General features: G+C 72.9%; 13 protein-coding genes. 10 read left to right on the plus strand and 3 right to left on the minus strand.

Annotated features, from left to right (window positions below; translation table 11 throughout):
- Nucleotides 1–89: 89 nt before the first annotated feature.
- From FJQ56_RS09965 to FJQ56_RS09975, 3 genes are all read left to right on the plus strand, one after another.
- Nucleotides 90–431: a hypothetical protein gene (locus FJQ56_RS09965; RefSeq protein WP_140009251.1), complete on the plus strand. Its 342-nt coding sequence runs from the start codon at nt 90–92 to the stop codon at nt 429–431.
- A 41-nt stretch (nt 432–472) separates the two neighbouring features.
- A complete protein-coding gene (locus FJQ56_RS09970) occupies nt 473–820 on the plus strand; it encodes a hypothetical protein (protein ID WP_140009252.1) in 348 nt (115 codons plus the stop codon).
- 275 nt (nt 821–1095) lie between these two features.
- Nucleotides 1096–1446: a hypothetical protein gene (locus FJQ56_RS09975; RefSeq protein WP_140009253.1), complete on the plus strand. Its 351-nt coding sequence runs from the start codon at nt 1096–1098 to the stop codon at nt 1444–1446.
- A gap of 213 nt (nt 1447–1659) precedes the next feature.
- On the opposite strand, the gene FJQ56_RS09980 is transcribed toward FJQ56_RS09975, so the two are convergent.
- Nucleotides 1660–2130 carry an SRPBCC family protein gene (locus tag FJQ56_RS09980; RefSeq protein WP_140009254.1) on the minus strand — a complete coding sequence of 157 codons (471 nt, stop codon included), beginning with the start codon at nt 2128–2130 and terminating at the stop codon, nt 1660–1662.
- 32 nt (nt 2131–2162) lie between these two features.
- Entirely contained in the window at nt 2163–3608 is a 1446-nt protein-coding gene (locus FJQ56_RS09985; RefSeq protein ID WP_246084123.1) for a CCA tRNA nucleotidyltransferase, read from the minus strand.
- Between the two features lie 62 nt (nt 3609–3670).
- Here FJQ56_RS09985 and FJQ56_RS09990 point away from each other — a divergent pair, with 62 nt between their 5' ends.
- The 7 genes from FJQ56_RS09990 to trxA all read left to right on the plus strand — a co-directional run bounded on the left by FJQ56_RS09990 (nt 3671) and on the right by trxA (nt 12826).
- The gene (locus tag FJQ56_RS09990; protein ID WP_140009256.1) at nt 3671–5905 is read left to right on the plus strand and encodes a DUF6049 family protein; all 2235 of its coding nucleotides are present in this window, start codon (nt 3671–3673) and stop codon (nt 5903–5905) included.
- Entirely contained in the window at nt 5902–7674 is a 1773-nt protein-coding gene (murJ, locus tag FJQ56_RS09995; RefSeq protein ID WP_246084064.1) for a murein biosynthesis integral membrane protein MurJ, read from the plus strand. Before FJQ56_RS09990 ends, murJ begins: the two co-directional genes overlap by 4 nt.
- Before the next feature lie 78 nt (nt 7675–7752).
- Nucleotides 7753–9780: a protein kinase family protein gene (locus FJQ56_RS10000; protein WP_140009257.1), complete on the plus strand. Its 2028-nt coding sequence runs from the start codon at nt 7753–7755 to the stop codon at nt 9778–9780.
- Complete coding sequence (gene sigM, locus FJQ56_RS10005) at nt 9777–10466, plus strand: RNA polymerase sigma factor SigM (protein ID WP_140009258.1); 690 nt, start codon at nt 9777–9779, stop codon at nt 10464–10466. The genes FJQ56_RS10000 and sigM overlap by 4 nt, the downstream gene beginning before the upstream one ends.
- Before the next feature lie 46 nt (nt 10467–10512).
- The gene (locus FJQ56_RS10010) at nt 10513–11274 is read left to right on the plus strand and encodes a hypothetical protein (RefSeq protein WP_140009259.1); all 762 of its coding nucleotides are present in this window, start codon (nt 10513–10515) and stop codon (nt 11272–11274) included.
- A 104-nt stretch (nt 11275–11378) separates the two neighbouring features.
- A complete protein-coding gene (trxB, locus tag FJQ56_RS10015; RefSeq protein ID WP_170215335.1) occupies nt 11379–12407 on the plus strand; it encodes a thioredoxin-disulfide reductase in 1029 nt (342 codons plus the stop codon).
- Between the two features lie 92 nt (nt 12408–12499).
- Nucleotides 12500–12826, plus strand: coding sequence for a thioredoxin (trxA, locus tag FJQ56_RS10020; RefSeq protein WP_140009260.1), 327 nt, complete (start codon nt 12500–12502; stop codon nt 12824–12826).
- A 148-nt stretch (nt 12827–12974) separates the two neighbouring features.
- Here trxA and FJQ56_RS10025 read toward each other — a convergent pair whose 3' ends face one another.
- Nucleotides 12975–13637 (minus strand): GNAT family N-acetyltransferase, encoded by a 663-nt coding sequence (locus FJQ56_RS10025; protein WP_140009261.1) that lies wholly within the window; start codon nt 13635–13637, stop codon nt 12975–12977.
- Between the last annotated feature and the right edge of the window lie 44 nt (nt 13638–13681).

Consider the following 13681-nt stretch of genomic DNA (forward strand, 5'->3'; position numbering starts at 1 on the left):
TAGTGGTCACCGGCCTAACCTGAAATTGACTTCGGGGCAACCGGCTCCGGTGTCGCTTCTCGGAGGGAAATGACATGAGCATCCGCACGATGGCAGCCTCACTGATCCTGACCGCCGGCGTCCTCGGCTCCACGGCCCTGGTCGCCGCCGCTCCCAGCGCCGACGCGGCCACCGCGTGCCCGAGCGGCGCGGTCTGCATCCGCGAGACCAACGGCACCATCCTGAGCAAGAACATCTTCTACTCCTACGGCTACCACAACCTGTCCAACGTCACGGGCAACCGCGTCGTGGTGAACAGCCAGACCGGCGGAGCCGGGTTCAAGGTCTGCCTGAACTACGGCGGCACCAACTGCTCGTCGGTCACCCGCGCCACCGGCGACTACGCCCCCTACAACTTCACCCCGATCAACTCGATCGTGCTGGTGGCCTGAACCTCGGCCCGTCAGTGTCCATTTCTCGGAAAGGAACATCGATGAAGATCCGCTCGATGAAGCCGACCCGCAAGAACGCCGCGGCGGGAGCCGCAGCGACCGTCTCGGCCTTTGCCATCGTCGCGCTGACCGCCAGCGCCGGTTACGCCGCCTACAGCCCCCATGCCGGGGACCTGTGCCAGGCCGCGGAGAACATCCAGTTCTACGGCAACGACTTCTCCACACCCAGCTACGTGGTGCAGACCAACGAGTTCATCCGCATGGACTCGACCGGCGACTCACTCGTGAACTGGACCGACGGGCACGGCGACGGGCACGCCACCCGGGTGTTCAAGTACCGCCACGGGGAGGACTCCACCGGGCAGCTGCGCGTCAAGAACTGCCACTAGGCAAGCAGATCCGCACGGGCTCCCCGGTCCGGCGCCCCACCCACCGTCGGTGGGCGCAGCACGATCTCGCCGTCGGCTGAACGAGCCCCTCACTGGCCCAGGCTGGTGAGGGGCTCGCGCCACTCCTGGCGTATCGCTCGACGCCCAGTCCCGACCTCGGGACGAGCCACGAAGGGAAATTGCCAACACCGCCACATCGGGCCGCAATTCGTGACACGCTCGCCGCCCACTACTCGTCGGGTCGAGCCCGACACCGATGACCAGAAGGTAGGACAATGTCTGACGCCAAGACCCTGACGCTCGTCAACTACTTCACGTCCCCGATCGACGTGTCAGTGACCGAGAACGACTGGAACTGCTGCGACCTGCCCAAGCGAGGCCAGGTCATCGGCAACATCGCGCCGAACGGCACGGCGAGCTTCGAGTACGTGCGCACGGACGGTCACGGCTGCGACGGCCGCCAGGGGCAGTTCCAGCTCTCGATCGAATCGAAGTACCTCCTCGACCTCGACTTCGACGGCAACGCCAACATCCAGATCAGCACGACCCCGACCACCTTCGGCGCCTTCCTGGCCCCGAACAAGGATGGCAGCTCCACGTTGGTGGTGGGCGCAAACCCGAGCTGAGGCAACTGCGAGGTCGGCGAGAGGTGCGCATGTCTCGCGTACCTGCACCGACGACGCCTCGAACTGGACCTGCAGGTCGTCGGAGTGCGTGCGTACCTCGACGACGACCACCGGTTGGTCGACCCGGGGATCGGTAGACCTCGTGGAGCTCAGCCAGGGTGGCGCGCCGCGCCAGGCGTCGCGGGCGGCGACCAGGCGAGCTCGGGCCCGGCCTCAGGCCGACTCGGCCTCGGCCTTCACCCGCGCCAGGGTCTCCTGCATGCCGCGCTCGAGGCGGCGGGTGAACGGCCCGACGCCGCCGAGGACGAACCGGGTCATCACCAGCGAGAGCTGCGAGATGCCGTGCGGCACCTCGCGGCGCTGGGTGAGCGTGGTGCCGCCGCGGCCGTTGTCGGTCAGCTCGAACGACCACACGACCCGGTTCTCCCTGATCCGGAACGCGAAGTCGCGGTGCGGCTCGAAGCGGACGACCCGGCCGGCGGTGGGCCACAGCAACGGACCCTGGTGGTTGAGGTTGCTGAACCGTGCGCCCTGACGTACGACGCCGCCCTTGACCCGGGTGTGCACGACCTGCGGGCTCCACGACGCCATCCGCGGTACGTCGGTCACCAGCGCCCACACCGCCGCGGGCGGCGCGTCGATGTCGGTGCTCGCCTCGAGCTCGTCGTGCTGGGTGTCGGCCATGGCCGGAGGCTACTGAACGGCGTTCAACAGCGTCACCGTGACGCCCACCACTCCTGCAGCGCCGCCGTGGCGGCGGCCTCGTCGAGGGGACCGCGGTCCAGACGCAGGTCGAGCAGGAACGTGTAGGCCTGGCCGACCTCGCGCCCCGGACCGATGCCGAGGATCGCCATGATCTGGTTGCCGTCGAGGTCGGGGCGCAGCGAGGCCAGCTCCTCCTCCTCCGAGAGCCGGGCGATCCGCGCCTCGAGCTCGTCGTAGGTCCGGCGCAGCCGGTCGGCCTTGCGCTGGTTGCGCGTGGTGCAGTCGGCCCGGGTCAGCACGTGCAGGCGCTCGAGCTGGTCGCCGGCGTCGCGCACGTAGCGGCGTACGGCGGAGTCGGTCCACTCTCCCGACCCGTAGCCGTGGAACCGCAGGTGCAGCTCGACGAGCCTGCTCACCGCGTCGATCTCGTCGTTGCTGAAGCGCAGCGCCTTCATCCGCTTGGCCGTCAGCTTGGCGCCGACGACGTCGTGGTGGTGGAAGGTGACGGTGCCGTCACCGACGAGCCGGCGCGTGCGGGGCTTGCCGACGTCGTGCATCAACGCGGCCAGGCGCGAGACCAGGTCGGGCTCGCCGTCGGGCGAGAGCCGCGGCTCGAGGTCGATCGCCTGCTCCAGCACGGTGAGCGTGTGCTCGTAGACGTCCTTGTGGCGGTGGTGCTCGTCGCGCTCGAGCTGCAGCGCCGGCAGCTCGGGCAGCACGATCGCGGCCAGCCCGGTCTCGACGAGCAGCGTCAGGCCCAGCCGGGGGTGGGGCGCGCAGATCAGCTTGACCAGCTCGTCGCGGACCCGCTCGGCGCTGATGATCGTGATCCGCTCGGCCATCGCCGTCATCGCCTCGACCACCTCCGGCGCCACCGTGAAGCCGAGCTGGGCGGCGAAGCGGGCCGCGCGCATCATCCGCAGCGGGTCGTCGGCGAAGGAGTCCTCGGGGCGCCCGGGCGTGCGCAGCACCTGGTGGGCCAGGTCGACGATGCCGCCGTACGGGTCCTCGAACTCGCGGGCCGGCAGCGAGACCGCCATCGCGTTGACCGTGAAGTCGCGACGGCCGAGGTCACCGGCCAGCGAGTCGCCGTAGTGGACGGTCGGGTTGCGCGAGGACGGGTCGTAGGTCTCCGAGCGGTACGTCGTCACCTCGACCACCCACGGGCCCTTGCGGGCGCCGATGGTGCCGAAGTCGCGGCCCATGTCCCACAGGGCGTCGCCCCAGCCCTTGAGCAGCCGCTCGCTGACCTCGGGGCGCGCGGACGTCGTGAAGTCGAGGTCGTGGTGGGAGCGGCCGAGCATCGCGTCACGCACCGGCCCGCCGACGAGGTGGAGCTCGTGGCCGGCGTCGGTGAACAGCGCGCCCAGGCCGTCGATCACCGGGCCGAGCCGATCGAGCTCGGCGCCGACACGTCGCTGCACCTCGACGATCGAGAGGGGTTCGGACGCGGACACGGGCACTCACCCGAGTCTAGGGATCCCCAGGAGCCACAGGCGAGGCGGATACCCTCGTCGGCGTGGTCGGTCCCCGGAGGTTCTTGCGCGCCCTCGCGGCGACGTGGGCCCTGAGCGCCGGGCTCGTGCTCGCGGCCCCCGTCTCGGCGCCGGCCGCGCCGGCCGACGCAGCCGGGGTGGCCGACGGCCGCACCGCCACGGCCACTGCCGCCCGGGACGACTCCTCGCTGCGCGTCACGATCACGTCGATGACGCCGGGCTCGTTGCCGGCGACCGGCGACATCGAGGTCACCGGCACCGTCACCAACCGCACCGACGACACGTGGCGCGACATCAAGCTCTACGTCGTCGACGGCACCGTGATCGACGGCGACGTCCCGGCCGAGCCGCTGCGCACCCCGGGACAGCTGGCCAAGGCGATGACGACGGCCGACGACGAGGTCGTCGGCTCGCGCATCACCGAGCCCAACGTGGACGTCGCCGAGCTGGCCCCGAAGGCCTCGGCCGACTACCGGATCGTCGTCCCCGCCTCGGCCATCAAGGCCGACCGGACGGGCGTCTACTGGTTCGCGGTGCACGCCCTCGGCATCAGCGACTCCGTGCCCTACGACAAGGTCGCCGACGGTCGGGCCCGCACCTTCCTGCCCTACGTCCCCACCCGCTTCGACGCCACGCCGGTCAAGGTCTCGGTCGTGGTCCCGCTGACCCGGTCGGTGCGCTACGCCGCCAACGGCTCGCTCGAGGACGAGCGGGCGTGGATCCGCGACCTCGACGGAGGCCGCCTCGACCGGGTGCTCGACCTCGTCGGGGCCGCCCCCGGACCGGTGACCTGGCTGGTCGACCCCGCCCTCGTCGACGCCGTCGCCCACCTCGCCGCCGGGAACAAGCCCCGCAGCCTGGGCCCGTCGGTGTCCGGTGGCGGAGGCCCGACCGAGGAGCCGAGCGAGGAGCCGTCCGCCGACGCCGAGCCGGTCGCCGAGAGCGAGGGCGCGCAGGTCGCGGCCCGGTGGCTCGACCGGCTCGGCACCGCCCTCGACGGCAACGAGGTCCTCACGCTCCCCTACGGCGACGTCGACGTCGCCGCCACGCTCGACCGCGACCCCGACCTCCTCGCGGTGTCGCTCGCGCAGCGCAGCGCGGCCCTCGAGGCCCTCGGCGTCGACACCCGTCCCGTCCTCGCCTCGCCCAACGGCTACCTCGACGCAGCCGGCATCCGCGCCGCCGAGCCCGGCACCCGCGTGCTGGTCAGCGACAAGATGTTCGGCACCAAGGCGCCCGTCGTCGCCGACGCCGACGGCCACCGCCTCCTGGTGGCGTCGTCCGGCGCGAGCCAGGGCAGTCCGGGCCCGGGCTCCTCGCTCACCGCGGTCGGCATCCGACAGCGGGTGCTGGCCGAGGCCGCGCTCCGCGTCGTACGCAGCGACCGGGAGCCGCTGATCGCGGTGGTGCCGTCCAGCTGGGACCTCGACGACGCAGGGGCGTTCTGGGACGGCCTCGACGCGCCCTGGATCGATCTCACGACGGTGTCCGGGGTCGAGGCCGCCACGACCCCGGTCGACGTCCCGGTCGACGACCTCGACTACCCCGAGTGGCAGGCCGGTCGCGAGCTCGGGCCGCTCACCGTCGACGGCGTCGCCGATCTCGTCCGGGCCGGCGACACCCTGCAGAGCCTCCTGGTCGACAACACCGGCATCGGCGGCACCGTGACCGAGGAGGCCCTCACCGGCCTGTCCTACCGGGTCCGCCTCGACCAGGTCGCCGCCCGCGCGGCGACCGCCCGCTCCCGCGACTGGGTCGACGAGCGACTCGGCGCGGTGAAGATCGACGCCCCCAACGGCGTGACGCTGGCCAGCGACCAGGGCACGTTCGTCGTCACCCTGGCCAACACCCTCGACCACCGCGTCGTGGTCAGCGTCCGGGCCCGCTCCGACGACGGCATCGACGTGACGTCGCCCAAGCGCGTCGTCCTCGCCCCCGACGCCCGCGAGACCGTCCGTCTCACGACCCGCACCACCGACAGCTCGGTGCACAACGTCGAGCTGATGGTCACCGACGAGGCCGGCACCCCGCTCGGCTCGACCTCCGACCTGCGCATCCGCTCGACCCAGGTCGGCGGCGTCATCTGGATCATCATCGGCGTCGGCGTCGGCGTCCTCTTCGTCGCGATCGCCGTCCGCCTCGCCCGCCGGGTGGCCGCGGCGCGACGAGGCGAGCCGGGCGCCGGGCGCCGGCTCACCCGGATCCGAGCCCGCAACCGCGCCAAGGGCGAGCGGTCCCACCCGGTCGAGGCCACGTGAGCGGCGGGGGCAAGCACGCGGCCCGGCCGGACGACGTACCCGCCGGGCGGCCCGCCACCGAGCCGGCCGAGTCGTCGGAGCCGACCGAGTCGACCGGCCAGCCCACCGTCGGGGCGTCGGACCGCGAGCAGCAGACCATGCTCGCCAACAGCGCGGTGATGGCCGCCGGCACCATCGTGTCGCGGATGAGCGGCTTCGTCCGCTCGGCGCTGCTGGCCGCCGCGCTCGGGGCCGCGCTCCACGCCGACGTCTTCACCATCGCCAACACCGTGCCCAACATGCTCTACATCCTGTTGGCCGGCGGGGTGTTCAACGCGGTGCTCGTGCCCCAGCTGATCCGGGCGATGACCGACGACGCCGACGGTGGCGAGGCCTACACCAACCGGATCATCACGCTGGCCGCGCTGTTCCTCGGAGCGGTGACGGTCGCGCTGGTCGTCTTCGCGCCCCAGCTGATGTCGCTCTACCTCAGCGACCAGTGGCACGAGCCCGACCGCGCCGAGCAGCTGCAGTCGGTCGTCGACCTCGCCCGCTACTGCCTGCCACAGGTGTTCTTCTACGGCATGTTCGTCCTGGTCGGGCAGATCCTCAATGCCCGCGGCCGGTTCGGCCCGATGATGTGGGCGCCGATCGCCAACAACGTCATCTCCGTCGCGGTCCTCGTCGTCTACCTCGTCGGCTTCGGCCCGGCCCGCGGCAACGAGCTGACGGGTCCGTTCACCAACGGCCAGGAGCTGCTCCTCGGCCTCGGGTCGACCGTCGGCATCGCCGCGCAGCTGGCCATCCTGGTGCCCTACCTGCGCCGCGCCGGGTTCACCTTCCGCCCGCGCTTCGACTTCCGCGGGACCGGCCTGGGGCACACCCTGCGGCTCGGGCTGTGGACCGTGCTGTTCGTGGTGGTCAACCAGATCGCCTACACGGTCGTGGTCCGCCTCGCCTCGGGCGGCACCGTCGACGGCGGCGACGGTACGGGCTACACGATCTACTCCTCGACGTTCCTCATCGTGATGGTCCCGCACTCGATCATCACGGTGTCGCTGGCGACGGCGATCCTGCCGAGGCTCTCCCGCTACGCCGCCGCGGGCGACGACCGGAGCCTGGCCGAGGCCATGGCCACCAACCTGCGCACCGCGCTGGCCGTCGTGGTGCCGTTCGCGGCGCTGCTGCCGCTCGTCGCCGACGACATGGCCAACGTCATCTGGGGCCACGGGGCCGCCGCCGAGCAGTACGAGCGCTACGCGCCGACGCTGTCGCTGTTCGGCATCGGCCTGGTGATGTTCACCGTGCACTACCTGGTGCTGCGCGCGTTCTACGCCCTCGAGCTCACCCGCACCGTGTTCTACGTGCAGTGCGTCGTCGCCACGGTCAACGTCGTCGCCGCCGTCCTGCTCGTGCGCAGTGGCGATGCCGCCGCGACCGCGCCGGCCCTGGTGCTCGCCTACGCGACGTCGTACGCCGTCGGCGCGGCACTCTCCTACGCCGTGCTGCGCCGACGCCTCGGCGGTCTCCACACCGGCCGGCTGCTGCGCTACCTCGCCCGGCTGGTCGTGGCGACGGCGGTCGCCGTCGCCGTCGCCGGTGTCGTGGCCCTGCTGCTGGGACGCCTCGCCGACGACCCCGACTGGGTCGTCGCGGCGCTGCGGGGGTGCGCCGTGGCGGGGGTCGGCGGCGTCGTGTTCCTGGTGATGGCCCGCGCGACGCGCCTGCGGGAGGTCATGATCGTCATCGAGACGATCACCCGCCGCGGCAGCCGCACCTCCGGGGGCTGACCGGATCTACGATGGCTGCGCAGCCGGCGCCGTCCCGACGCCCACCCAGCCACCCGCCACCTCGAGGAGACCAGTCAGGTGCCGCACGCCACCCGACCCGGTGACCTCCTCGGCGAGCGCTACCGCCTGGTCGACCTGCTGACGGAGAGCGACGGCGGCCGGTTCTGGCGGGCCCACGACGGGGTCCTCGAGCGACACGTCGCGATCCACGCGATCCGCGGTGACGACGCCCGCGCCCCGGGACTGATGGAGGCCGCGCGTCGATCGGCCACCGTGCACGACCCGCGGGTGCTGCGCGTGCTCGACGCCGAGCACACCGACGAGGAGTGCTACGTCGTCAACGAGTGGGGCTGGGGCGCCAGCCTCGACATCGTGGTGGCCGGGTCGGGTCCGCTCGGCGCTCGCAAGGCCGCGTGGCTGGTCGCCGAGGTCGCCGACTCGGTGGCCGTCGCCCACGCCGCCGGCGTGGCGCACGCCCGGCTCAACCCCGAGAACGTCCTGGTCGACCGCACCGGCGGCATCCGGATCATCGGTCTCGGCGTCGACGCAGCCCTGCACGGCATCGATCCGGCGGGGCCCGACGCGTTCGAGCGGGACATCGACGACCTGGCGGGGCTGCTCTACTGCGCACTCACCGCCCGGTGGGCCGGGCCGTCCGACTCGCTGGTGCCCCGTGCCCCCCACGGCGGTGGCACGGTGCTGCGCCCCCGACAGGTGCGCGCCGGGATCCCCCGCCCCCTCGACCTGGTCTGCGACGAGCTGCTCCACACCTCCCCGGCCGGACGCCACCGCGAGCCCGACGCCGTCGACCGCTCCGCTCGGGGTGTGGCCGACTACCTCGCCGCGTTCGTGGGCGACTCGACCGGCATGCCCGAGGCCCTGCTGTCGAGCACGCCCGACGTGCTGCCCGACGAGGAGCAGGTCGTGCTGCCGCCCGTGCCCGTCCTGCTGCCCCACGACGCAGACGAGCCCGACGAGCCGGCCGCGACAGCCGGCGATGACGACGACACCGACGACACCGGCAAGCTCGGCCGGGCCGTCGACCTCGATGCGATCGAGGACCCCGTCGTCCCCGGGGACGAGCCGGTGGTGGCCGACGCCCCGGACGGGCTCGGCGACCCGGCGTCGGTCGAGGAGGCGTCGGTGGTGGACCTGCCGACCGAGGCGGGGGTCCCGATCTTCGGCGAGGACGACGACGTCTCGTGGCTCGAGCGGCGCGCCACCCCCGCGCCGCCCCCGCCGCCCTTCGAGGCCCCGCCCGAGCGTCCGCTGTTCGCCCCGGGACCGGCACGGACCCCGCGACACCCCGACGGGTCGCGGGCCGCGGGCCGCGGGAACGACGAGTTCTGGCCGTGGGACACCGGCGCCGGACCGGGCACCGGCGGCCTGCCGCCGCGCTCGTTCAGCGGCTCCGGCCGCTCCGGCGGCCCCGGTGACGACGACAGCGGCGAGCAGGCCGTGGTGCCCGGACGCACCTTCCTGCGGCTCGGGGTCGTGATCGCCGTGGTGGTGCTGGTGGTGGTGGCCGTCCTGGTCGCGGTCGGGATCGGCCGGGGTGGCGGGGACGGAGAGGCAGCCGGCGACCCCACGGGCAGCGGCCGCACCTCCGGGACGACCGCCTCGACGACCCCGGCCCCGTCCGCGCAGGCGGCGGTCCTGCGCGGTGTCACCGCGACGGCGTACGACCCGCAGGGCGACGACGGCTCCGAGAACGACGACGCCGCGGCCAACGCGGTCGACGGCGACCCCGAGACGGTGTGGACCACGGCGGGCTACAACGACCAGCTCGGCCCGCCGCCCGGGCTCAAGCTCGGCGTCGGCCTGCTGCTCGACCTGGGCGGGGTCACCAGCCTCGACCAGGTCGTCGTGTCCTTCGTCGGGGCCCCGACCTCGGTCTCGCTCTACGTCACCGAGGAGCGTCCCGCCTCGGTCCTCGACCTCGACCCCGTCACCCGGGGCACCGCCGACGGCGGGCGTCTGGCCCTCGACGCCGACGGCGCACGCGGCTCCTACGCCGTGGTCTGGCTCACCTCGTTGCCGGCCGGCGACGACGGCCGGTTCCGCGGGACCGTCTCGGAGATCTCGGTCCGGGGAGCCGCCGGGTGAGCGAGCAGGGCCTCGACCCGACCGGCGCGCCCAGTGACCCCGAGCTCCTCGCCGCCCACGTGGCCGGCGACCCCGACGCGTTCGGCGAGCTGTTCGCCCGCCACCGCGACCGGCTGTGGGCGGTCGCCCTGCGCACGATGGGCAACCCCGACGACGCCGCCGACGGCCTGCAGGACGCCATGGTCGCCGCCTACCGGCGGGCGGGGTCGTTCCGCGGCGAGGCCCAGGTGACCACCTGGTTGCACCGGGTCGTGGTCAACGCGTGCCTCGACCGGCTGCGCGCCGCGAAGGTGCGCCGCGCCGAGGCACTGCCCGACGACCTCGAGGAGTACGGCGGTCGCGGGTCCCTCGTCTCGGGGACCGAGGACGCCCTCGACCCCGCCGAGCTGTCCGTGGCCGCCGACCGGCGGCGCCAGGTCCTCGAGGCCCTGGCCAGCCTGCCGGACGAGCAGCGGGCGGCCCTGGTGCTGGTCGACATGGAGGGCTACCCCGTCGCCGAGGTCGCCGTGATGCTCGACTGCGCCGTCGGTACCGTGAAGTCGAGGTGCTCGCGCGGGCGCACGCGGCTCGCGGGCCTGCTGGCCGGGCTGATCGACGACCGTGACCCCGAGCACGTCGGCGAGGGGAACCAGCCGTCACCGGGGTCCGTCCCATCCACGCACCCGCCGCGGGGACCGCCTGCCTGAGCGCACCCGACCCTCCCCGACCCTGATCGTCGACCGGAAGCCACCGATGTCCCAGCACGAGCCCGAGGCCAGTCCTCAGCAGCAGGAGGCCGTACGCCGCCTGCTCGCCGAGGCGCGCCACGACGAGCCGCTGCCCGACGACGTCGCGGCTCGCCTCGACAGGGTGCTGGCCCGGCTCGCCACCGAAGACGGCCCGGCTGTCGACGAGGCGGGGTCCACCGGGTCCACCGGGCCCACCGAGGGCGTCGTCGTCGACCTGGCGGCGCGCCGGCGACGACGGGTCACCGGCCTGCTGGGCGCGGCAGCCGCCGTCGTCGTGCTCGGGGTGGGCATCGGCCAGGTGATCGAGCGGGCCGACTCCGGCGCCCACAGCACTCGGGACGACAGCGCCGACGGGATGGCGGCGCGCGAGGAGCACTCGGGCGGTCAGGCCGACCGGCCTGGCGACGGCGAGCCGCCGTCGGCCGCAGGAGCCCAGCCCGCTCCCGAGGGCACCACGCCCCTGCCCGACACGGTGCCGCGCGTCGGCACCCCCGACTTCAAGCAGACGGTGCTGCGCCTGCGCGAGGGCGCCGCGGTGACCTCACCGACCGACGGCACGGCGTACACCGCTGCCGACCTCACGACGGAGCCGCTGTTCGTGTGCCCGCCGACCGTCCTCGGCGTGGGCCGGATGGTGCCGGTCACGTTCGTGGGCAGCCCCGCCGTGCTGGCCTACCGTCCACCGACCGGCGACACCCAGGTCGTCGAGCTGCTGCAGTGCGGCACGGGCGAGGTGCTGCGCTCGGTGGTCGTCCCCGCACCTTGAGCCCCCGGCGTCGCCCCGGTGCCGGCGGAATGCTCCTCGCCTACCATCCGTTGTAGCGAGAGCACGTCCCCGTCCGTCCGCCACCTCGAGGAGACCCGACCCGTATGACCCAGCCCGTGACCGAGACGCCCGACGCTCCCGTGGGCGAGCCCCGCAACGTCATCATCATCGGCTCCGGTCCGACCGGCTACACGGCCGCCGTCTACGCCGCCCGCGCCAACCTCAAGCCCCTCGTCTTCGAGGGGTCGGTGACCGCCGGCGGCGCCCTGATGAACACCACCGAGGTCGAGAACTTCCCGGGCTTCCGCGACGGCATCACGGGCCCGGCCCTGATGGACGAGATGCGCGCCCAGGCCGAGCGGTTCGGCGCCGAGCTGGTCCCCGACGACGTCGTGTCCGTCGAGCTCGAGGGCGAGATCAAGGTCGTGCGCACCGCCACCGACACCCACACCGCGCGCGCGGTGATCCTGGCGACCGGCTCCGGCTACCGCAAGCTCGAGCTCCCCAACGAGGACGCGCTGTCCGGCCGGGGAGTCTCCTGGTGTGCAACCTGCGACGGCTTCTTCTTCCGCGAGCAGCACATCGCGGTCGTCGGCGGTGGCGACTCGGCCATCGAGGAGGCGACGTTTCTCACCCGGTTCGGCTCGAAGGTGTCGCTCATCGTGCGGCGCGACGAGCTGCGCGCCTCCAAGATCATGCAGGAGCGAGCCTTTGCCGACCCCAAGCTCGAGATCATCTGGAACTCCGCCGTCGACTCGATCAACGGCACCGACAGCCTCGAGTCGGTGACCCTCGTCGACACGGTCACCGGTGACAAGCGCGACCTCGACGCGACCGGGCTGTTCATCGCGATCGGCCACGACCCGCGCTCCGAGCTGGTCAAGGGCCAGGTCGACCTCGACGACAACGGCTACGTCACCGTCACCCACCCCGGCACCGCGACCAACCTTCCCGGCGTCTTCGCCGCCGGTGACCTGGTCGACCACGTCTACCGCCAGGCGATCACCGCGGCCGGCACCGGCTGCGCTGCGGCGCTCGACGCCGAGCGTTTCCTGTCCGAGCTCGACCACGTCGCCGCCACCGGCGCCGAGGCCAAGCAGCGGGCCGACGCCGAGGCCCTGCTCGACATCTGACCCGCCGCGGCGGCGTCGGGCCGGGAACAGTCCGGCCGCCGGGCGCGTTCTGTCCTCACAACCACAGTCATCCAGCAAAGGGGAGTCCCGCCGTGGGCAACATCGAAGCCGTCACCGACGCAGAGTTCGACACCCAGGTCCTGAAGTCCGAGCTTCCTGTGCTCGTCGACTTCTGGGCGGAGTGGTGCGGCCCGTGCCGCCAGGTCGCCCCGATCCTCGAGGAGATCGCGACCCAGCACGGCGAGAAGATCAAGTTCTTCAAGATGAACGTCGACGAGAACCCCGTCACGCCCTCGTCCTACCGCGTGACCGGCATCCCGACGATCAACGTCTACCAGGGCGGCGAGGTCGTGCGCAGCATCGTCGGCGCCCGCCCCAAGGCCGCGATGCTCAAGGAGCTCGAAGAGTTCACGGCGTGAGGTCACCCGCGAGCTGGCTCGCGGGGTGACCTCGACGGTGGTCGAGCATCCGGGTCGCCGGCCGAGCTTGCTCGGACGCGAACCGGTGTCGAGACCTAGTGAGCGATTCCGATAGCTCACCCACCGGTCGGCACCACGACCCCGGACGTCACCCGACGTCCGGGGTCTCGTGCGTCTGCAGGCGGTGGGCCGGGGCGGGCGCCTGACCCGGTCTGACCGCACCGAGCAGCCGCTCCAGCGCCGCCTCAACCTCGTCGCGCCAGGTCAGCGCCGAACGCAGGTCCATCCGCATGCGCGGCGTGGTCGGGTGCTGCCGGTGGGTGCGGAACCCGACGTGGGCGAGGAAGTCGGCCGAGACGACGCAGCCCCCGCGCGACCTGCGGTCACCGAACGCCTCCACCGCGCGGACCCCGCCGCGTTGGACGAGGTCGCGAGCCATCGCCTGGACGAGCATCCGCCCCAGGCCCCCACCGGCGTGCTCGCGATCGACGTACGCCGTCGTGAGCAGCACCGCGTCGGGTGACACCGGCGCCGTGGGGTGACTGTCGGAGCCGGCGACGAAGGCCGGAGGCGCGTAGACGACGTATCCGACGGCGACGTCGTCGACCATGGCCACCCGGCCGCACGAGCCCCACTCGCGCAGGACCAGCGAGAGCCACGCGTCCTTCTCGGCGGCGGCCTCGCTCGGCGAGCCGAGGCGGTCCCGGCGTACGGGGTCGAGCTCCCAGCGCACGCACGAGCGGCAGGGCACCCCACGCTCCCCCAGGCTGGCGAGCCGGTCGGGGGTGAGCCGCACGATCCGGCGGGACATGAAACCCAGGGTAGGCCGCGGTGCGGGACCTGTCAGGATGGCTC

Source organism: Nocardioides plantarum (assembly GCF_006346395.1).
Classification (GTDB): domain Bacteria; phylum Actinomycetota; class Actinomycetes; order Propionibacteriales; family Nocardioidaceae; genus Nocardioides; species Nocardioides plantarum.